Annotated in this window: 16 protein-coding genes and 1 pseudogene; 11 read left to right on the top strand and 6 right to left on the bottom strand. The window is 66.3% G+C overall.

Annotated features, from left to right (window positions below):
• Both VSR34_RS35890 and VSR34_RS35885 read left to right on the top strand, forming a co-directional pair.
• Positions 1–224: pseudogene (locus tag VSR34_RS35890) on the top strand (urocanate hydratase); the annotation flags it as partial.
• A 649-nt stretch (positions 225–873) separates the two neighbouring features.
• Entirely contained in the window at positions 874–2106 is a 1233-nt protein-coding gene (locus VSR34_RS35885; RefSeq protein ID WP_028215020.1) for an FAD-dependent oxidoreductase, read from the top strand.
• Positions 2107–2130: 24 nt separating this feature from the next.
• On the opposite strand, the gene VSR34_RS35880 is transcribed toward VSR34_RS35885, so the two are convergent.
• Genes VSR34_RS35880 through VSR34_RS35870 form a run of 3 tightly spaced genes read right to left on the bottom strand, consistent with a single transcriptional unit; the run spans position 2131 to position 4611 of the window.
• Positions 2131–2889 carry a MipA/OmpV family protein gene (locus VSR34_RS35880; protein WP_028215019.1) on the bottom strand — a complete coding sequence of 253 codons (759 nt, stop codon included), beginning with the start codon at positions 2887–2889 and terminating at the stop codon, positions 2131–2133.
• 14 nt (positions 2890–2903) lie between these two features.
• Entirely contained in the window at positions 2904–3818 is a 915-nt protein-coding gene (locus VSR34_RS35875; protein ID WP_342964936.1) for an alpha/beta fold hydrolase, read from the bottom strand.
• Between the two features lie 16 nt (positions 3819–3834).
• Complete coding sequence (locus tag VSR34_RS35870; protein ID WP_028215017.1) at positions 3835–4611, bottom strand: DUF4118 domain-containing protein; 777 nt, start codon at positions 4609–4611, stop codon at positions 3835–3837.
• An 847-nt stretch (positions 4612–5458) separates the two neighbouring features.
• Between VSR34_RS35870 and VSR34_RS35865 the strand changes: the two genes are divergently transcribed.
• The 3 genes from VSR34_RS35865 to VSR34_RS35855 all read left to right on the top strand — a co-directional run bounded on the left by VSR34_RS35865 (position 5459) and on the right by VSR34_RS35855 (position 8222).
• Positions 5459–6922: a carbohydrate porin gene (locus tag VSR34_RS35865; protein WP_342964935.1), complete on the top strand. Its 1464-nt coding sequence runs from the start codon at positions 5459–5461 to the stop codon at positions 6920–6922.
• A 191-nt stretch (positions 6923–7113) separates the two neighbouring features.
• Complete coding sequence (locus VSR34_RS35860) at positions 7114–7617, top strand: hypothetical protein (protein ID WP_028215015.1); 504 nt, start codon at positions 7114–7116, stop codon at positions 7615–7617.
• Between the two features lie 452 nt (positions 7618–8069).
• Positions 8070–8222 (top strand): hypothetical protein, encoded by a 153-nt coding sequence (locus VSR34_RS35855; protein WP_154671556.1) that lies wholly within the window; start codon positions 8070–8072, stop codon positions 8220–8222.
• 24 nt (positions 8223–8246) lie between these two features.
• On the opposite strand, the gene VSR34_RS35850 is transcribed toward VSR34_RS35855, so the two are convergent.
• On the bottom strand, positions 8247–9254 hold the full coding sequence (locus tag VSR34_RS35850; RefSeq protein ID WP_028215014.1) for a hypothetical protein: 1008 nt from the start codon (positions 9252–9254) through the stop codon (positions 8247–8249).
• A 161-nt stretch (positions 9255–9415) separates the two neighbouring features.
• Between VSR34_RS35850 and VSR34_RS35845 the strand changes: the two genes are divergently transcribed.
• A complete protein-coding gene (locus tag VSR34_RS35845; protein WP_342964934.1) occupies positions 9416–10384 on the top strand; it encodes a DUF6519 domain-containing protein in 969 nt (322 codons plus the stop codon).
• 46 nt (positions 10385–10430) lie between these two features.
• Here the strand turns inward: VSR34_RS35845 and VSR34_RS35840 are convergent, their stop codons facing one another.
• A complete protein-coding gene (locus VSR34_RS35840) occupies positions 10431–11414 on the bottom strand; it encodes an alpha/beta hydrolase (protein ID WP_051391193.1) in 984 nt (327 codons plus the stop codon).
• A gap of 357 nt (positions 11415–11771) precedes the next feature.
• Here VSR34_RS35840 and treA point away from each other — a divergent pair, with 357 nt between their 5' ends.
• The gene (gene treA / locus VSR34_RS35835; protein WP_342964933.1) at positions 11772–13466 is read left to right on the top strand and encodes an alpha,alpha-trehalase TreA; all 1695 of its coding nucleotides are present in this window, start codon (positions 11772–11774) and stop codon (positions 13464–13466) included.
• A gap of 97 nt (positions 13467–13563) precedes the next feature.
• Here the strand turns inward: treA and VSR34_RS35830 are convergent, their stop codons facing one another.
• Entirely contained in the window at positions 13564–14478 is a 915-nt protein-coding gene (locus VSR34_RS35830; protein ID WP_342964932.1) for a LysR family transcriptional regulator, read from the bottom strand.
• A 120-nt stretch (positions 14479–14598) separates the two neighbouring features.
• On the opposite strand from VSR34_RS35830, the gene VSR34_RS35825 reads away from it, so the two are divergent.
• The 4 genes from VSR34_RS35825 (at position 14599) to VSR34_RS35810 (ending at position 19591) form a co-directional block, all read left to right on the top strand.
• Positions 14599–15513, top strand: a complete 915-nt coding sequence (locus VSR34_RS35825) for a DMT family transporter (protein WP_342964931.1) — start codon at positions 14599–14601, stop codon at positions 15511–15513.
• 174 nt (positions 15514–15687) lie between these two features.
• Complete coding sequence (locus VSR34_RS35820) at positions 15688–16950, top strand: SfnB family sulfur acquisition oxidoreductase (RefSeq protein ID WP_028215009.1); 1263 nt, start codon at positions 15688–15690, stop codon at positions 16948–16950.
• 5 nt (positions 16951–16955) lie between these two features.
• Positions 16956–18209, top strand: a complete 1254-nt coding sequence (locus VSR34_RS35815) for an SfnB family sulfur acquisition oxidoreductase (RefSeq protein ID WP_342964930.1) — start codon at positions 16956–16958, stop codon at positions 18207–18209.
• Positions 18209–19591: an LLM class flavin-dependent oxidoreductase gene (locus tag VSR34_RS35810; protein ID WP_028215007.1), complete on the top strand. Its 1383-nt coding sequence runs from the start codon at positions 18209–18211 to the stop codon at positions 19589–19591. The genes VSR34_RS35815 and VSR34_RS35810 overlap by 1 nt, the downstream gene beginning before the upstream one ends.
• Positions 19592–19757 lie beyond the last annotated feature (166 nt).

Below are 19757 nucleotides of genomic sequence, written 5' to 3'. Positions count from 1 at the left end.
CGTGGGTCTCGCTGCACCATGGCGGCGGCGTGGGCATGGGCTTCTCGCAGCACTCGGGCGTGGTGATCGTGGCGGACGGCACGCAGGCGGCGCACGAGCGTCTTGGCCGCGTGCTGCTCAACGACCCGGCCACGGGCGTGATGCGCCATGCGGACGCCGGTTATGAACTCGCGCAGCAAACCGCGCGCGAGGCGGGTCTCAAGCTGCCGATGCTCGGCCGATGAGCCCGGTGACGCCGCCGCGACTGCGCGGCGGCGTCACGCTCATTGCGTTCCTTCAGAGGGTTTCGGGCAGCCGGCGTAAGTCGTTGTCTGCGCGACAGACCGCCACCTCGGTGTCGTCAGCCCCCTCGCTGATGCACGGTTACCCCGCGGCGCTGACGAACTAGAGCCCCTCGCCCGGCGACAGCCCGAAGACCGTACCGTTTTCAAAATGCAAATCCCGCCTCCCTTACAGTGGGAAGAGAAAGTCCTCGCCGCCCTGGCGCAGGTAATCGGGAAAAGCGTCCGACGCGCGGGCATGAATGACGCCCGCGCGTCGGCTTCTTGCGCTTGCCCGTGAGGTCGCTGGCGCTCGCTCGCCGCCGCGCAGGCGCCGGAAGCGGCGTTTTCGGCTATCCTGAAACTGTGTCGCGTGTCTGGGCATCCCACTCCGGCGCTGACTTCCATCCATGGTCCCTCTCATCAACAACCCAGCCAGCAGCGATGCTGCGGGTCTTTCGGCGGCATGAACATGAGCAACGACATCCAGCGACTGCAGACCAGCGCGCGCATGAGCCAGGTGGTGATCGCCAATGGCGCGGTGTGCCGCGCGGCGATCGAAGTGCAGGCCACCGCGCTTGCCTGAGCGCGGTTGAAACGAGGACATCAGACGATGAATTTCGATTCGGTCGTGCTTGGCGGGGGTATCGTCGGCGTATCGGTGGCATTGCAGTTGCAGCGGCGCGGGCTTGCGGTCGCGCTCGTCGACCGCAAGGCGCCCGGCAATGAAACATCGCACGGCAACGCTGGACTGATTCAGCGCGAGGGGGTCTACCCCTACGCTTTTCCGCGCGATCTTGCCACGCTCTTGCGCTACGCGCTCAATCGCTCGACCGACGTGCGCTATCACCCGGCGGCGATGCCGGGCATGCTGCCTTTTCTGTACCGCTACTGGCACCATTCGCGCGCCGACCGGCACGCCGCGATTGCGCGCGCCTATGCCACGCTGATCGAGCATTGCGTCACGGAGCATCGCGCGCTGATCGAGGCAGCGGGCGCCCAGGCGCTGTTGCGCACCAACGGATGGATGAAGGTGTTTCGCAGCGCGGCCGCCATGGATGCCACGCTTGCCGATGCCCAGCGCTGGCAGCGCGAGTACGGCGTTCACCATGAGGCGCTGGACGCCGCCGCGCTGCGCGCTGCCGAGCCCGCATTGAGCCACACGCTGGTGGGCGGCGTGCGCTACACCGATTCCGATTCGGTTAGCGATCCGAACGGTCTCGTGACGGCCTATGTGCGGCTCTTCGAGCAGCTTGGCGGGCGCGTGCTGATTGGCGACGCTTCGACGCTCGAACCCTCGTGGCGAGTCATGACCCAGGATGGTCCCGTGCTGGCGAAGTCGGCGGTGATCGCCATGGGGCCGTGGTCGGGCGATCTCACGGCGCGGCTCGGCTACGACTTGCCGCTCGCGGTGAAGCGCGGCTATCACATGCACTACGCCGCAACGAATGGCGCGAAGCTGAACCAGCCGGTTCTCGACGCGGAAGCGGGCTTCCTGATTACGCCGATGGTGCGCGGCATTCGCCTGACGACGGGCGTCGAACTCGGCTTTCGTGATTCGCCCAAAACGCCGGTCCAGCTCGAAGCGGTCGAGCCGCTCGCGCGCGGCATTTTCCCGCTCGGTGAGCGGCTCGATGCCGAGCCCTGGCTGGGCCGCCGTCCCTGCACGCCCGACATGATGCCGGTCATCGGGCCCGCGCCCAGGCACGACGGCCTCTGGTTCGCGTTCGGCCATGCGCACCATGGGCTCACGCTCGGACCCATCACGGGCCGTCTGATCGCGGAGATGATGACGGGCGCCCCTACGGTGGTGGACCCCCGGCCATTCCGGGCCGGGCGGTTCTGACGCGGCGCGCCTCGGCGCGTCCGCTCAGAACCGGTAGTAGAGGCCCGCGAAAGCGGTAAGTTCGCGGCGGGATTCGGTGATCGGGCTGCCGGCCGCGTAGTGCTGAAGACGTCCGAGTGTGGTGTTCACCGAGCCGACCCAGTGCTTCGAAAAGTCGTGCGTCACGTAGAAGGTCATGTGCACGTCGCGTATGCCCGCGCCGGTCGAGTAGGCCGGCAAGCCGGATGCGGCGCTCTGCTCGGGCGTCACGCCGAAGAGCGTGTGCGTGTAGACGGCGTTGGCCCACGTGAGGCCGGGCCCCACCGAGAACAGCCACCCCGTCAGCGGCAGCGAGGCATAGAGATCCGCGCTGGCCGTCGTCCCCTGGCCATGGCCGCTGATGTCCTGATAGACGGCCACGGCGCCCGTGAACGCCCACAGCGTGTAGTCGGCGAAGAGGCGCAGCTTCGGGCCGTCGTCGACGTTGCTCAGGCCGTGCAGATGCGGGTCGTCCGAGACGGTGCGAGACTGGAAGTCGAAGCTCAGCGACGCGCCCACGTGGTAGTTCTCCGCGGCGATCACGTTCACACCCAGCACGTCCGGCCCCTGCGAGAAGATGCGGTCGCGGTACGAAATGTCGAGCGCCGGAAACGGATAGACCTTCATGTGGCGCGCGCCCGGATACTCCGGCGCGAAATAAGCGCCGGGGCCGATGGAGACTTTCCACGGCGAGTCGGTCCCGCCGGTATCCGCCCACGCGTGCGGGGCAACGGCCAGAGCGGCGAGGCAAGCCAGGCCTTTCATTGCTTCTGACAACTTCACGTATTTTTTCTTCCCACTGCCGCCAGTTGACGCAAGCGCCGGGCGAGGGCCTTCGAGACGACCGGCTGGCCCGCCGTGTCGTGCGCCCCCCGCGCGGCTTCGCTCTCGCGCAGGAACAGTACCGTTTCGCGCGCAACGATTTCGCGCTCGTTGTCCGAGGTGATCATGTGATAAGAATCGTCTAGCCACAGCGTGCGCAGGAAGTTCGAGCCGATGCGGTCGATCACGTGGCGCGGATTGCGCGGGCTCGATGTCTCGTCGTCGATGGCGTGAATGATGAGCGTATCGTTCTCGATCGCGGCGACATCCTTGCGCGCCGCGCGCGACAGTCGCAGCGCCTGATGCAGCGCCGGCAGGGCAATTGTCGAAGGGCCGACCTCGCTGAAGTCGCTGCGCTGCATCGCTCGGGCGATCTTCTTGCGCAGCGCTTCGTTTCGCACACCGAATGGTTCGGCTTCGCGGTAACGATAGCGGTGCCGCAGCGGCGTGAAGTACGCCCAGTCGAGGAGAAAGCGATACCACGGGATCGCCCAGCCGTCGTAGGCGAGCGTGAGCGAGAGCAGGACGAGCGACTGCGCGGCGGGCCGCTCGCGGATCAGACGCAGCGCGAGCGCGCCGCCGATCGACAGACCGCAGATCGAGACGCGCTCGTAGCGAGCCGCCAGGGCATCGAATTCGCGCACGGCGTTCTCGACCCATTGTTCCATGGGCAGTACGCCCGAGCCCGCGCTATAGCCTTCGATGATGGGGGCGCAAACGGTGAACCCTTCGCCTTGCAGGTAGCGCGCGAGATATCGCAGCTCGAGCGGCGAACTGGAGAGGCCGTGAAGCATCAGGACGGCGTGGCCGTCGCCTTCGCAGAAAAAGCGCGTGGACTGTACGGCCAGCGGTTCCACGGCAGGGCGTTCCATGTCGACGGTCGCCATGTCAGTCCTCGGTGCGCAGCACGAGAAAATCGCCCGCGTGCGTGGTGAAGCGCTCGCAGTTGCAGTTCGCATGCCGGTATTCGCGTTTGTGCTGCTCGCTGCGCAGGCGCACGCGGTGATGGCCCGGCGACAACGCGTGGGTCAGGCGCTGAACGTCTTCGGGATGGAGCGCGTCGAAGAGCGGGCCAGGCGCGACTTGAGCGGCGGCCGGCAGCCCATGCGCGGTGCTTTGTCCCGCGCTTGCGCGCTGCGCGGCGTTGCGCTCCAGCCCCTTGATGAGGATGAAGCCGTCATGATGCTGCGCGAGATGACGCAACAGGCGATGCGTTTCGTCGAAGGCGCGGCGCGCGAGCGCGCGCTCGTTGTCGTGCCGGAGCAGCATTTCGTAGCGCGACTGCGCAACGGAGGCGATTAGCTGCGCGCGAAACTGTTCGCGGCGCAGGCGCTCGATCAGCAGGATCACGATAACCGTGACGAGCGGGTAGGAGACGAGCAGTATCACGTCGCGGGCGTCGACGTACGTGATGAGATCGTAAGGGGGCACGAACATAAAGTCGGCAATGCCGAGACCCAGCACCATGACGGTCATGGCCGGCCCGAGGCCGAGGAAGTATTCGACCAGCGAAGCGGCGATACAGAATGTCGTGGCCGGCATCATCGGGCCAAGCAGGGGGTGCAGTGCAAGGCGGACGACGCTCGCGAGCGCGAGCGCGCCGGCAGCGAGACACCACCGGCGTGGGCCTCTCGGCGCCCAGTGGCGGGCGTTACGGACTTTCATGGTCTCCCGGGCTGCCCGCGTGATGGCGGGCCATAGCGTGTCGCTCGCATCGGCGAGGACGGATCGCTTGATTGTGTGTAGTAAGGTATTCGACAGGAACGATGGGCGCAGTCGTGGACCTCGCAACTCATCGTATTCGGGCACTACTTTCTACGTCGTACGCCCGTGCGGATATTACCACTGTTTACAGGCCGTGACTGAGCGACGCAAAGCCGGGAAATGCGTTGCCGGATTCACTCTACATCGGCTCGGCATTGGCCAGTAACCTGGCAGAACTTAGGAATTGCGGGAATCGAGCTGTTGCCCGGGATGGTCGCCGAAAGCGCGGTAAGTCAACCGAAATGCCAGGCAGAACAGAATTGAAAGAAACGGCGGCACTTGAGGCTGTTGCTGACTGGCCTCGCGTTTATGCTTTTTTACTTGCGTGGCCGTGTCCACGCCCAATACAATCCGCCCCGTTATAGCAAAGGGGTTCCAGTAGTGGAAGTCCGATGCCGGCCGTCGCCGGCAGCCCATTCGCGAGATAGCCACCGCTGGTTCGCTCCTACGCCGCTAACTCGCTTACGCCGGGTTAGCGCGCTTCTTTACCGACTGGTCGCCGCCGTTCTTGTGACCCGTCTCTCGGCAGCACGCGTCCTCTATTCGCTTGCCATTTCATTTGCAGTTCGCAGGCCTGCCTGCTGGAATGGCTGCGTTTTCGCATACGGTCCGCTCAAAGCGGCCAACGCGCAGGGATCATCCGCCTTGCCTTGATCTGCGCGCCGGACATAGTTTCATCAAGCTTCGCAGGCATGCTGTGCGTTCAAAGGCGGACCTGTCCGCAACTTCTTACAGCCCGACAAATACGATGAAGAAGATCCTCAGGAGCAGGCTGCCCGGCGCGGGCTGGCCGATCGCGCTGAGCGCGGTTCTCTCCCTGGGCCTTGTGCCCGCCGCTTTCGCACAGACCAGCGGAGAAAGCGCATCCGCTGAACCGGCTCCGCAATCCGGCGCAGGCGAGCCGCAAGCGGCGGCCGCCGACCAAAGCGCAGCGGCACCCACGGGCCTCTGGGAACGCTCGAACCTCCTGGGCGACATGGGCGGCCTGCGGCCCTGGCTTGGCCAGTACGGCGTGACCTTCGGCTTGCAGGAAACCAGCGACTACATGGGCAACGTCTCGGGCGGCACCGCACGCGGCGGCGCCTGGCAAGGGGTGACGGAGTTCAGTCTCGGCATGGATACGCAGAAGGCGTTCGGGCTGCCGGGCGGCATCTTCAACGTCTCCGGTTTCCAGATCCACGGCACGAGCCTGACTTCCCGGAATCTGCAGACCTTGCAGGCCGCCAGCGGTATCGAAGCCGAAGCCTCGACCCGCTTGTGGGAACTGTGGTACCAGCAGACGCTGCCCGGCGGCAAGGTCGACGTCAAGGTCGGTCAGCAGAGCCTCGACCAGGAATTCATGGGCAGCCAGTACGCGGGCGCATTCATGAACGCGACGTTCGGCTGGCCGGTCCTGCCGTCCACCGATATGCCTGCGGGCGGCCCCGCTTACCCGCTGTCCTCGCTCGGCGTGCGCGTGCGCGCCACGCCCACGGACGCGATCACCGTGCTCGGCGGCGTATTCGACGGCAACCCGGCGCCGGGCCAGGGTGACCCGCAAAAGCTCAACGCCAGCGGCACGAATTTCAACCTGGGCAACGGCGCGCTGGTCATCGGCGAAATTCAGTACGCCATCAATCAACCGCCGGCCAATGGTTCGGATGCCAAACCAGGGGGATTGCCGGGCACCTACAAGCTGGGCTTCTGGTACAACAGCAACCGGTTCATCGATCCCGCAACGGGCAACACGGGCGTGGGCGGCGGCCCGGATAGTCATCACGGCAACTACAGCATCTATGCCGTGGCGGACCAGATGGTGTGGCGGCCGAGCGCCGACAGCCCGCAGTCCGTGGGGGTGTTCGCGCGCATCATGGGTGCGCCGGGCGACCGCAACCTGGTGGACCTCGGCGTGAATGCAGGCGTGACGCTCAAGGCGCCGTTCAAGGGCCGCGACAACGATGTGGCGGGTCTCGCAGTGGGCTATGCGCACATCGGGTCGCATGCACAGGATTTCGCGAGCGCCCAGGGCGCCACGACACCGGAGTATCCGTCGCGCAGCGCGGAGACGGTTCTCGAAGCGACGTATCAGTATCAGGTCGCACCGTGGTGGCAATTGCAGGCGGACTTCCAGTACTTCTTCCGGCCTGCTGGCGGCATTCCGGACCCGCAAAATCCGTCGCGGCGCATCGGCGATGAAGCGGTGCTCGGCTTGCGCACGACGATCGTCTTCTGAGGGGCACGTGTGCCGCCTGCCGCCGGTCCGGCGGCGGCGGGATGACGCGGGGCTGCGTTATCTGCCTGATATTGCGGGCGAAAGACGAGGGAAGACCCCGATTGGTCGTACTCGTGGTTGATCTAGACTCCAGGTGCGCGTGCCGCACCGCAATGGGATGCGGCCCCGTTCCCAAACGCAGATTTCGTTCCATGAAGCATCCGATCGAGAGGTGGCTTCTGGGTGTCTTGCTGGTGGCGCTCGCCGGCGCCTCGGCGGCCGAACCCGTCAAGCCAGGACACGTCCAGCAGCACCCTCAGCAACACATCCCGAAACACGCCAGGGGCCACGCCCCCAGTCACCCCGTCGCGGCCGCACCGACGCCGACGGCGCCCTCACTCGCTTTGCCGGCGCTCTCCAAGCGCTACGAATACCAGTCGCCGTTCGAGAAGGAGTACGCCGCCCACCTGGCGAAAACCACAGGCGCGACGCCCGCCGCTCCGGACGGCACCGATGGCGTTCCGGATGCCGCGCCCAACGGCCCACGCGCGCCGGGCGGACAGGTCGACAGCAACGGCATCCCGAACCAGGCGCTCCACCCGCAAACGCCGCCGCTCGTCACCCTCGGCGAATGGGATCTTTCGGCCGACGCCCATCTGCCGTTGACGCGCTCGCATGACACGGGCGCCGCCATCAGCGCGAGACACGGGTTCTGAGCGCCGAGGCTTCCGACGCATCGACCGCGCGTTCGGCGCTTCGGCATCGATGGTGATGCTGAGCGGCCGGGCTTGATCGTTCGACTGCCCGCGCAACGACTTATCGGTGCGCTGGCGACGCTATCGACATGCAGCGCTTCTTCCGGCAGGCGGCAAGCGATTCGCCGAAAAACGGCCCAAAACGGTAATTCGACCTCCCCATCGATCCGGCTTGCATCGAACCGTGAACCGGGGAGGGCCGCCGCGTGCAGTCCGGGCGCAAGCCGGGCGCAGCGTCGCGCCTTACCGTTTCACAGCAATCGGTAAGGCGTTGCGTTTGTCGCGCGCTGCTCGCGGGAATGCGCAGCGTTCGCGCCGGTATGCTGGGACGCTCACATACCGGTAAAGAATCCTCCCTGGGCCACGCACCATGTCACAACGACGTTCTTCCTGTTCGCGCACTGGGTCGGCTCGTGCTCACCGTGCTGCTGGCTTGCGCATCGCTGATGCAGGGTTGCGCAACCACCGCGGAAAATATCGCCCTCGGTTTCGGGCTCGGCTCCGTTGGCACCGTGTCGGCGCTGGGCTGCCTGCTCGCATGCCAGATGAACGACGCGCGGTGGTGACCGGCGCCCGGTCGTCTCGCCGTCTCAGTAGTAGATCCACCGCCCATACTGCGGCGACCAGTACACCCAGCGTGCCGGCGGCTGCTGATACTGCGCGCCCCACGGTGCGGGCTGCGCGTAGTAGGCGGGCCGGGGCGGCGCGTAGGCGGGCTGCTGCTGGGGATACGGCTGCTGGGCGTATTGTTGCGCGGACTGCTGGCCGTACGCCGGCTGCTGCTGGGCGTAGGCGGGCTGCTGCTGCTGCGGATACGCAGGCGGCTGCTGTTGCGCATATCCATAAGGCGGCGGTGGCGGACGCGAGGCGACGGGCGGCGGCGCATATTGTTGCTGGCTCCGCGGCTGAGCGGGTTGGGAGTAGGGATGTGCGTAACCGGTGCCCTGCGTCGAATAGATCTGCGCCGAGCGCGGCGGCTCCGCTTCGTCCACGGCTTCGTCGCCGGCTAGCGACTCTGGCGGCGCCACGTCGTCGGGCGACGTCGCCGCGACGGGTTGGTGGTTGGCCTGCGCGTACGCATGGGGCTGCGGTTGCCGGGGGGCTTGCGCGGGTGCTGCGTTGGCATGGGTGCCGGCCGCGGCGGCAACCTTCGCGTGCGCGCCTGGCTGTTGGGGAGCAGGCGCGGCCGGCTCCGCTTGAGCCGCGACGGTGGAGTCCTGCACGTCTTGCGCCTCTTGTGCGTCCTGGGCTTTTTCTCCGCTTTGCCCGCTTTGTCCGTCGCCCAGCGGCTTGACCACGACGGGCACCGTCATGACCGTCGAGACCTCGCCCGCGTCGCTGTATGTATGCTTGATGTCGAGGATCGGTTTTTGCGCCGTCGTCTTCTTCACCGGCGCCGCCTCGGGAGCCGCAGCAGCGGCCGTCGTGTGCGCCATCTCCTCCCTTGCGGCCTTGTAACCCCGGTCGTAGGCCGCCTGGACTTCGCGGTCCTGCGCCGTGGCGTCTTCTTCCTTGCTATAGGCGTGGGACGCTGCGGAGAATCCGCAGCCCACAGCCAGCAAAGCGATGGCCGTTGCGTGCCTTGCGTTCGTGTCCATGAGGGCACCTGTATTTTGTTTCTCGATGATGTCATCGTACACCGCGCTTGTTGACATTCAAGCAGCGGGAAAACGCCTGGGTATGCCGCCGAACGCAAGCGCTCAAAAAGGTCGACGCTTGCGTCGTCAACCACTGCCGGAACGTCTCCTGGGGGCGCTGGGTGTCGCCGCAGAGGCACGCGTACGGTGGGTCCAAAACCCATGGCGAACCGATTTGTGCAAGCGCAGCAGAGCGTGCAACCGACGACCATAACTGGGACGGCAAGGCCTGCCTGACACCCGCGCAGATCGCAACCGGAGCGGGCACGATGAACCGCGGGTTGCTGAGGGCGCGCACGACGCAGCCCCAAACGCCGACCGATCCCTGCACGGCCGCGCCAGGCGCCGGGTGCCGCGGCGTCGAGAACCAGTTGTATCGCGTGGAGATCAACACGGGCAGCAACGATCCGGCCGGCAACGCGCCGAGCTTCAAGTGGTCGCGTGACAACGGAGCGGTCGTCTTTCCGGTGCTCGGGGTGAGCGTGTCCGGCACGACCACGACGGTGAGGCTCGCGAACCTCGGTCGCGACGAGCACTTCGGGCTTGCAGAAGGCGACTATGTCGAGATTCAGGACGATGCGACCGTCCTTAATCAGTTGCCGGGCCAGATGCTGCAGGTCCAGTCGATCGACACCGGCTCGCTGTCGGTCGTGCTGGCCGGCGCGCCGGCGTCGAGCGCGGGCAGCCAGCCCCAACTGCATCCGCTGATGCGCCGCTGGGACTACCAGGCCGGCGACCCGGCGCAAGGCGGCCTAACGCTCGGGAAGGACGGCGCCGCAGAGCTGAGCACCGGCACGCTTGCGCAAGGCGCCAGCGCGTGGCTGACGCTGGAGGACGGCATCCAGATCCTGTTCGAAGGCGACAGCCACGTGACCTGGCGATGCGGAGACTACTGGCTGATTCCGGCGCGCGTCGCGACCGGCGACGTCATCTGGCCGCAGGAAACGGTGATCGATGCGCAGGGCAACAGCGTGACGAACGCGGCCGCGTTGCCGCCCGATGGCGTGACCCATCACTATGCGCCGCTCGCGATCCAGACCGGCAATGCGCAGACCCCGTTCACCTTCTGCATGACGGTGAAGACGCTTTAGCGTTCCCATGGCTTCGTGCAAAGGCCGATGCCGGGCCGCGTGATGGCTAATGGAGATTCGCCTGGAAAAACGCGAGGATGCTCGCGTCGAACTGCTTGTGGAAGGCCGCTCGATCGAAGCCGTTCGGGTCGACGCAGATTGCCGGCACATCCTTTTTCATGCGCGCGGAGCATGGCGCAAGAAAGGCGAAATGCGCCGCGTTGCGAACGAGGTGATAGTCGGGCATGCGGGGCAGCGCCTTGGCGAGCGCGGGCGAAGTATGAGGCAGTACGCCCTCGCCGCCGAACTCCGAGGCCCAAAGCTGAATGGGCGCGTTCACGTTCTCGAGGTCGGCGGCGGACGGGAATACATCGAACGGATCGGCGATGACAAAGGCCTTGATCCGCGCGTCGTGAGTCAGCGGCGTGGTGGGAAACTCGCCGCGCTCGATCTGATCGCAGACCGGTGGTCTCGGGGTGGGGCAGGGCGCGTCGGCATGCACGAAATCCGGATTGCCACCGGCTAGAACGAGGCCCGTGTAGCCGCCGCGCGAGAAGCCGAAAAAGCCGATGCGTTGCGGATCGATTCTGGCGGCGTCGGGTGCCGTGCCAAGCATGTAATCGATCAAGCGTTTGATATCGTTCGGCCGCTCGACGAATACGGACATGTCGCCCTCGCGGCTCGAATCGGAAAACGAGTCGCCCGGGTGGTTGATTGCGGCCACAACGAACCCTGCGTTGGCCAGCACCTCGGCAAGATCATGATGGCCGATGTACGAACCGGTGTGGCCGTGAGAAATGACGACGAGAGGAAGCTTGTCGCCCACGGTCGGACAGTCGCGCCGGCCTTGCAGCGTAAATGGCCCGAACGGTATCGCTTCGGCGGGCTCGGCGCATGGCGTCCACACCATGCCCTTGATGGCGGGGCCGCTGGCGTCGGCCGGAATTTGCACGAGCTTGATGCCCGCGGCGTGCCCGATCGTCGTGAACAGGCAGAAGAGCATGCCCAATATCCCCGCAGCCGCACGGGTAAGTTTCTTGCAGATCCGCATGTCGAAATCCGTAGTCGCAATTCATGCACTCGCGATGCTAGACCAAAGGCGCGTAACGAGTCTCGACTGTGCGCCGATCAATACCAACGGCAATTTCTGCCGCGACGTCACCGCGAATTTCGCTGTGCATCGGTAACACTGACTACGCGTCGGATCGCGCACCAGGCCAAGGTCGACAAAGTGCGCTCATTTGTTGCCATGCCATTGATTCGGTGTGCGAAGTCATGCGATGCTCTCGTTGCCCGGGATCCGGCGATGCGATGAAGCATCCTGCCGGACCCGCGCACTGAAAACCAACGGCGTAAACGAAGATGGTGCGAAGAGACCAGCGAAGTGCCCCAACACCAAGGAGGCAACATGAGCATGCAGCTGCAGTCTCGCACCCACGCCGCATCGTCAAAAGATGCGCATCGCATTCAAACTTGCTTTCAGTCACTCCCGCTCCGTAAGTCGTTGCCACGATCGCGCAACGCCCTGGGCGCGGCAAGTGTCGCCACGCTCTTCCTCGTCTGCGCGAACTGTCTCGCCGACACGCAGGTGGGCGCACCGCTGCCGCCCGCGCCCGACATTCTGTACGGCGATCTGTTCGTGGCGGTGCAGACCGCGCAGATCTTCCCGGATCAAAAGACCTTCGTCGATTCGACGCCCACCGAAAACCCCGCGACCATCGTGCAGCTTTACGAAGCGCAAAAGGGCCAGGCGGGCTTCTCGCTTTTGAACTTCGTGAATCAGTACTTCACGCCTCCGCCGGACCAGAGCCTCACGCCGCCGCCAGGGCAGACGCTGCGCCAGCATATCGACTGGCTATGGAGCGGCCTCACGCGCACCACCACCTCAGCGCCCGACTACAGCTCGCTCGTGCCCATGCCCAAGCCTTATGTCGTGCCAGGCGGGCGCTTCAGAGAGGGCTATTACTGGGACACCTACTTCACGATGCTCGGCTTGCAGGAGTCGGGCCATGAGGATCTCGTCGACGACATGCTCGACAACTTCGCGTACATGATCAACACCTTCGGCCATATTCCCAATGGCAATCGCACGTACTATCTGAGCCGCTCGCAACCGCCGTTCTACTCGTACATGGTGGAACTCGCGGCGCAAAAGGAAGGCAACAGCGTTTATCAGAAGTACTTACCGGCGTTGCGCAAGGAGTACGCCTGGTGGATGCAGGGCGCGAGCAGCACCGCGCGCGGGCAGGCCACGCGCAACGTGGTCGTGCTGCGTGACGGCACCGTGCTGAACCGCTACTGGGACGAACTCGACACGCCGCGCGACGAGTCGTACATCGAAGACGTCAAGACCGCGCAAATGGCCACCGGCCGCCCGGCGAACCAGGTCTACCGCGACTTGCGCGCGACGGCCGAGAGCGGCTGGGACTTCAGTTCGCGCTGGTTTGGCGACAACTCGAATCTCTGGACCGTGCGCACGACGTCGATCATTCCCGTCGATCTGAACAGTCTCCTGTTCCATCTCGAGACGACGATCGTACGGGCCTGCACGGTCGCGCGCGATTTTGGCTGCGTGGGTCAGTTCGCCAGTTACGCGGCGCGGCGCGCCGTCGCCATCAACCGGTATCTCTGGAACAGCAAGGGCTACTACGGCGACTACGACTGGCAGCTCGGCAAGGCGCGCGACAACCAGACGCCCGCGATGATGTATCCGCTCATGGCGGGCGTGGCGTGGCCCGACCGCGCACAGAAGACCGCCTTGACCATGCAGAACGTGCTGCTCCAGCAGGGCGGCCTCGCTACATCGGTCTACAACACCGGCCAGCAATGGGACGCCCCGAATGGCTGGGCGCCGCTGCACTGGATCGCCATACAAGGCCTCAAGCGCTATGGACGCGCCGACCTCGCGCAGCCGGTCGGCACGCGCTTTCTCGCGGATGTCGAAAACGTCTGCAACACGCAGCAGAAGCTCGTCGAGAAGTATGTCGTCGAGGGCGCGGGCGAAGGCGGCGGCGGGGGCGGCGAATACCCGTTGCAGGACGGCTTCGGCTGGACCAATGGCGTGACGCTGATGCTGCTCGACCTGTATGGCGGCGGGCAATAGTCGATCGGGCGCCGGCGTGACTTCGTGATCGCGCCGGCGTACGCGCCGTATGCCGCGGCAGTCGCCGTGCAGATCACGCGAACACTTCCGCTGTGACTCAAGCGGGCAGCTTTTCCGCGAGCCAGTCGATGAGCGCGCGCACCTTGGGCGCCAAAAAGCGATTGGGCGGATAGAGCATCCACACCGGGCCGCTATAGGCGCGCGGCTCGAGCGACCACTCGGGCAGCACGCGCACGAGCAAGCCGTCGCGCAGTGCCTGGGCCGCCGCGAACTCGGGCAGGCTCGCAATGCCCCAGTCCGAGAGCGCCGCATCGCGCCGCGCGCCCACGTCGTTGGCGATATAGCGCCCCTTCACCTCGACGGTTTGCGTCTGCGCGCCGCGCCGGAAGGCCCAGCGGTTGTCGTCGGGCGTTTCGCCCAGATAGAGGCATTCGTGCCGGGCGAGATCCTTCGGGTGCTTCGGCGTGCCGCGCGCGCGCAAATAGGCCGGCGAGGCGCACGGCATCCACTGCAGCGTGCCGAGCGGCCGCGCCGCGAGTCCCGGCGGCGGCGCGGGCGTGGGGCGAATCACGATATCGACGTTGTCGCGCACCGGATCGACATCGCGGTCGGTGAAAAGCAGTTGCACCGCGACTTCCTCATAGGCGCGCAGGAAGCCGGGAATCAGCGGATGAATCACGCTCTGCGCGAACGAAATGGGCGCGCTGATGCTGACCCGGCCATGCGGACGGCTGGTGAGGCGGCTCGCCGCTTCCGCCGCGCTCGCAGCGGCCTCGACCATGTCGGCGCAGTGGCGATAGACTTCCGCGCCCGCTTCCGTGAGCCGCAGGCTGCGCGTGGAGCGTTCGAGCAAGCGCGCGCCGAGCGCGCGTTCGAGGCGCTGCATCTGGCGGCTCACGGTGGAAGGCGTGCTCCCGAGCTGGCGTGCCGCCACCGAGAAATTGCCCGCGTCGACCACGCGGGCGAAGGTGGCGAGGTCGGGCAGCAGAGGCTGGAGGTCGGTGGGGTTCATGGCGGGGCCGGGAAATGATCTGTGCACTGCAAGCATAGATGATGTTCCGGCGCGGTGGATTATCGCGATGGAATCATTATTGGACAATGTTTCCGTCCCGACCCGCCGAGCGTTTTCGCCATGAATGCCCTGATCCGTTCTCCCCGTACCGTCGATTTCCTGCTCATTGTCGTCGCACTCATCTGGGGCACGAGCTACGGCGTGGTCAAGGGCGCGCTGCTCGTCTACCCCGTACTGGGCCTGCTCGCGCTGCGCTTTGGCATCACGTTCGTACTGCTTGCGCCCGCGCTGCGCGGGCTCGGTCACGTGACATGGCGTGACCGGCTCGGCGTTGTCGGCGCGGGCCTGCTGCTGCTCGGCATCTTTCTGGCCGAGACGTTTGGGGTGTCGCTCACGAGCGCCTCGAACGCCGCGTTTCTCATCAGCCTGTGCGTGGTGCTCACGCCGCTCGTGGAATGGGCCTGGCTCAAGCGAGCGCCGCGGCAGGTGGAGTGGATGGCCGCCGGGCTGTCCCTGCTCGGCGCGTTCCTCCTCACCGGCGGCCACTTCGCCGCGAGCCCCGGCGATCTGCTCGTCATACTGGCCGCACTCCTGCGCGCTGTCGCGACCTGCGCAGTCAAGCGCGTGACGAAGGTGCCGCCGCTCACGATCACCGCCGTGCAGTCCGCCGTGGTGTCGATCGGCTGTGCCGCGCTCGCGCTGACCTTCGCGCGCGACCCGTTGCTGCCGCTGCCGCACTGGCATGGGCACGGCGTGTTCTGGGGCAGCATGATCTACCTCGTCGCGGGCTGCACGCTATTCGCCTTCTTCGTGCAGAACTACGCCGTGAGCCGCAGCAGCCCCACGCGCGTGGCGCTGCTCATGGGCAGCGAGCCCTTGTTCGGCGCGCTCTTCGCGTGCGTGTGGCTTGGAGAGCGGCTTTCCTTGCCCGCGTGGCTGGGCGGTATGCTGATCGTTGCCGCATCGCTTTTCGAGCTCAAGCGGGAACCGCGGGTTGCATTGGAGGAGGCCGTGAAAGCGGCGGCGAAGGCCTGACGCGGCCACATCCGCAAAGCTGATATGCAATTGCGAATTAACTAGTAGGGGATCGCGATCCGGGCTGTTCCAATGGACGACTGGACCCGTTCGACGCCACAGCGACGGCCGCCGCGCCGAAGCGGCGCCCCGGCGAGCGGACGGGGGACGCAACTGGCCTGTCCCTGGAACGCCATGTCGATACCCGAATCTCCTCAAGCTGCATCCGCCCGGAACGCGCCGTTGCCGCGCCTTCCCGACCCCGAGCGCGTCAAACGAATTGCCGACGACGCGCAAGCGCTGGCCGCTGCACGCACGCTCGCCGCCCGAATCGCGCCGGGTGCTTCGCGACGCGACCGCGAGCGCGAGCTGCCTTGGGACGAACTGGATCTGTGGTCCGAGAGCGGACTCGGCGCGATCACCGTGCCGCGCGAATATGGCGGCGCGGACGTCTCCTTTGCGACGCTCGCCGAAGTGTTCACGATCCTGTGTGCCGCCGATCCCGCCTTTGGGCAGATTCCGCAAAATCATTTCGGCGTGCTGGGTGTGCTGCGCGAAACGGGCAGCACGCAGCAAAAGACGCGCTTCTACGGCGAAGTGCTGGCAGGCCGCCGGCTCGGCAACGCCGGGCCGGAGCGCCGCTCGGCTGCTGCGGCCACGATTCTGCACGGCTCGACGCGCCTCGCATCGACGCCGCATGGACTGCGCCTCACGGGTCAGCGCTTCTACTCGACCGGTGCGCTCTTCGCCCACCGCGTGCCGGCCCGCGCCACCGACGACACGGGGCGCGCGGTCCAGGTGTGGGTGCCGCGCGACGCGCCGGGCCTCACGGTCATCGACAACTGGAGTTCGTTCGGACAACGAACGACGGCGAGCGGCACGGTGATATTCGACAACGTGCCGGTCGATCCCGGCGACGTGCTGCCGATCTGGCAACTCGCGGATCGCCCCGGTCTCACGGGACCGGTTTCGCAATTGATCCAGGCGGCCATCGATGTCGGCATTGGCGAGGCCGCGGTGGCCGATGCCATCGCCTTCGTGCGCGGGCACGCGCGGCCATGGATCGACTCGGGCGTGGCGCGCGCGGCCGATGACCCGTACGTCATTGCCGACATCGGCCGATTGCAGATCGACCTGCATGCCGCACAGGAAGTGCTGCGCGACGCAGGCCATACGCTCGATGCCATCGCGGCGCATACCGTCGACGCGCAAGCGAGCGCGCGTGCGTCGGTCGCGGTGGCTGGAGCGAAGGTGCTGAGCACGCGCCTCGCGCTCGAAGCGAGCGAAAAGCTCTTCGAACTGGCCGGCTCCGCCGCCACGCGCGCCGCCCACAATCTCGACCGCCACTGGCGCAACGCGCGCGCGCACACGCTGCACGATCCGCTGCGCTGGAAGCTGCATTTGCTTGGCAACTATCACCTGAATCACGTGCTGCCCGCGCGCCACGCCTGGAACTGAGCACCATGAGCACTGAACTTTCTTTTGCTGCATCGGAAGCGGCTATTGCACAACGGCGCGCCGCGCCGCCGGCCGCGCCTGTCCGACTCGCCGATGACGAAGCCGCGCTCGCCGCCGCGCACCGGCTCGCCGCCCAGTTCGCGCCCGAGGCGGCGCTGCGCGACCGCGAGCGCCGCCTGCCCTGGGACGAGCTCGACGCGTTCGTCGCGAGCGGCCTGTGGGCCATTACCGTGCCGCGCGAATTTGGCGGCCCGGCGGTACGCAACGGCACACTCGCCGAAGTCACGGCGACGATTGCCGCCGCGGACGGCTCGCTCGGCCAGATTCCGCAGAATCACTTCTATGCGCTCGAAGTGCTGCGCGTGGGCGGGAGCGCCGAACAGCAGCGCTTTTTCTACGACCGCGTGCTGGCGGGCGAACGCTTTGGCAACGCGCTGGCCGAGATCGGGCAGAAGGACTTCAAGCGCCGCACGCGCCTCGCGCGCGACGCGGGCGGCTGGCGCATAGACGGCCGCAAGTTCTATTGCACGGGCGCGCTCTACGCGCACTGGATCCCCACGCTCGTGGTGGCCGAAGAAGCGGGCCAGGACGTGACGTACCTCGCCTTCGTGCCGCGCGACACACCCGGCGTCGCGATAACCGACGACTGGGACGGCTTCGGCCAGCGCGTAACGGGCAGCGGCTCCGTGCAGTTCGACGGTGTGCGCGTGGAGCCCGAATGGATCGTGCCGTTCCAGCGCTCGTTCGAGCGGCCCACGACCATTGGCCCGCTAGCGCAGATCATTCACGCGGCGATCGATCTCGGCCAGGCGCGCGGCGCATTCGAAGCCGCGCTCCAGTTCGTGCGCGACCACTCGCGGCCGTGGATCGACGCGAAGGTCGAGCGCGCGGCGGACGATCCGCTCGCCATCTTCCACTTCGGCGATCTGGCGGCGCGCCTTGCCGCCGCCGAAGCGCTCGTGCGCCGCGCGGGCCGCTTCGTGGATGCCGCGCAGGCCGCGCCCGACCAACGAACGGTAGCCGAGGCCTCGATTGCCGTGGCCGAGGCGCGCGCGCTGACGACGACGATCTCGCTCGACGCCGGAACGCGGCTGTTCGAACTGGCGGGCACGGCGGCGACGCTGGACGGCCTGGGCCTCGACCGCTTCTGGCGCAACGCGCGCACTCACACGCTGCACGACCCCGTGCGCTGGAAATACCACGCAGTGGGCAACTATTACCTCAACGACACGCTGCCGCCGCGGCACGGAGCATTGTGATGGCCGAATCGAACAACGCGAAAAAACCCATACTGCTCAACGCGTTCAACATGAACTGCGTGGGGCACATCAATCACGGGCTATGGACCCATCCGCGCGACCGCTCGACCGACTACCGCACGCTCGCGTACTGGACGAATCTCGCGCGCACGCTGGAGCGCGGGCTCTTCGACGGTCTCTTTCTCGCCGATATCGTGGGCGTATACGACGTTTATCAGCGCAACGTGGATGTGACGCTGCGCGAGTCGATCCAGTTGCCGGTGAACGACCCCACGCTCCTGGTGCCGGCCATGGCCGCCGTGACCGAACATCTCGGCTTTGGCGTGACCGTGAATCTCACCTACGAGCAGCCCTATCTGTTGGCGCGACGTTTTTCCACCCTCGATCACCTCACGCAGGGGCGCATCGGCTGGAACATCGTCACCGGGTATCTGGACAGCGCGGCGCGCGCCATGGGGCTCGAGCAGCAACTGCCGCACGACGAACGCTATGATCGCGCGGACGAATACCTGGAAGTCCTCTACAAGCTTTGGGAGGGCAGCTGGGAAGAGGATGCCGTGAAGCGCGACAAGACCGCTCGCGTGTTCGCTGACCCGGCAAAAGTGCATCGCGTGGCGCATGCGGGACGCTATTACCGCGTGGACGGTTATCACCTCGCGGAGCCTTCGCCGCAGCGCACGCCGGTGCTGTTTCAGGCGGGCAGTTCGGGGCGCGGCCAGCGCTTCGCCGCGCGCCACGCCGAATGCGTGTTCATTTCGCCGCCCAATCGCGCTGCGGCGCGCGAGACGGTGCGCGCGCTGCGCGAACAGCTGGTGCAGGCGGGGCGCCGACCCGACGACGTCAAGGTGTTCGTTGGCGCGGCAGTGGTGCCGGGCGCGACCGAGCGCGAGGCGCGCGAGAAGTACGCGGATTATCGCCAGTATGCGAGCCGCGAGGCGGGGCTTGCGCATTTCGCGTCGAGCACCGGCATCGACTATGCGCAGTACGATCTCGATGCCCCCGTTGACTACACGCCCGGCAACGCGATCGAATCCGCGACGCGGACCGCGAAGCAGCATGGCTGGACGCGCCGCAAGCTGCTCGAAATGTTCGAACTGGGCGGCCGCTATCCGGCGATCGTCGGCAGCGCGTCGCAGGTCGCCGACGAATTGCAGGCGTGGATCGACGAGGCTGACGTGGATGGCTTCAATCTGAGCCGCACCGTGGTGCCCGAGAGCTACGAGGACTTCGTGGATCTCGTGGTGCCGGAGTTGCAGGCGAGGGGGCGTTACAAGACCGCGTATGCGGCGGGGACGCTGCGGGAAAAGCTCTTTGGCGATGGGGCTGTGCTGCCTGAGCGGCATGCGGGGGCCGGGTTCCGGCGGGTGGGTGAAGTGGTGTGAATTGATCCTTTCGCTTTGGCTTTGTTGCTTTGGCCTTTGCTTGTGTTCGCGTCGGTATGCAAGCGTTGCCCCTGTGCGGGGCGGCACCTACTTTTCTTTGCCGCGGCAAAGAAAAGTAGGCAAAAGAAAGCCGCTCAAACCGCCAGCGCCAGCCACCATTCACCTC

It is taken from the genome of Paraburkholderia sp. JHI2823 (genome assembly GCF_038900695.1).
Lineage (GTDB): Bacteria > Pseudomonadota > Gammaproteobacteria > Burkholderiales > Burkholderiaceae > Paraburkholderia > Paraburkholderia mimosarum.
This window is presented reverse-complemented; position numbering and strand designations above follow the sequence as displayed.

What these genes read in the sequence shown, in the direction of transcription:
- VSR34_RS35885 (WP_028215020.1), top strand. Translation starts at nt 874, where the DNA reads ATGAATTTCGATTCGGTCGTGCTTGGCGGGGGTATCGTCGGCGTATCG.
- VSR34_RS35880 (WP_028215019.1), bottom strand. Translation starts at nt 2,889, where the DNA reads ATGAAAGGCCTGGCTTGCCTCGCCGCTCTGGCCGTTGCCCCGCACGCG.
- VSR34_RS35875 (WP_342964936.1), bottom strand. Translation starts at nt 3,818, where the DNA reads ATGGAACGCCCTGCCGTGGAACCGCTGGCCGTACAGTCCACGCGCTTT.
- VSR34_RS35870 (WP_028215017.1), bottom strand. Translation starts at nt 4,611, where the DNA reads ATGAAAGTCCGTAACGCCCGCCACTGGGCGCCGAGAGGCCCACGCCGG.
- VSR34_RS35865 (WP_342964935.1), top strand. Translation starts at nt 5,459, where the DNA reads ATGAAGAAGATCCTCAGGAGCAGGCTGCCCGGCGCGGGCTGGCCGATC.
- VSR34_RS35860 (WP_028215015.1), top strand. Translation starts at nt 7,114, where the DNA reads ATGAAGCATCCGATCGAGAGGTGGCTTCTGGGTGTCTTGCTGGTGGCG.
- VSR34_RS35850 (WP_028215014.1), bottom strand. Translation starts at nt 9,254, where the DNA reads ATGGACACGAACGCAAGGCACGCAACGGCCATCGCTTTGCTGGCTGTG.
- VSR34_RS35840 (WP_051391193.1), bottom strand. Translation starts at nt 11,414, where the DNA reads ATGCGGATCTGCAAGAAACTTACCCGTGCGGCTGCGGGGATATTGGGC.
- treA (WP_342964933.1), top strand. Translation starts at nt 11,772, where the DNA reads ATGAGCATGCAGCTGCAGTCTCGCACCCACGCCGCATCGTCAAAAGAT.
- VSR34_RS35830 (WP_342964932.1), bottom strand. Translation starts at nt 14,478, where the DNA reads ATGAACCCCACCGACCTCCAGCCTCTGCTGCCCGACCTCGCCACCTTC.
- VSR34_RS35825 (WP_342964931.1), top strand. Translation starts at nt 14,599, where the DNA reads ATGAATGCCCTGATCCGTTCTCCCCGTACCGTCGATTTCCTGCTCATT.
- VSR34_RS35820 (WP_028215009.1), top strand. Translation starts at nt 15,688, where the DNA reads ATGTCGATACCCGAATCTCCTCAAGCTGCATCCGCCCGGAACGCGCCG.
- VSR34_RS35815 (WP_342964930.1), top strand. Translation starts at nt 16,956, where the DNA reads ATGAGCACTGAACTTTCTTTTGCTGCATCGGAAGCGGCTATTGCACAA.
- VSR34_RS35810 (WP_028215007.1), top strand. Translation starts at nt 18,209, where the DNA reads ATGGCCGAATCGAACAACGCGAAAAAACCCATACTGCTCAACGCGTTC.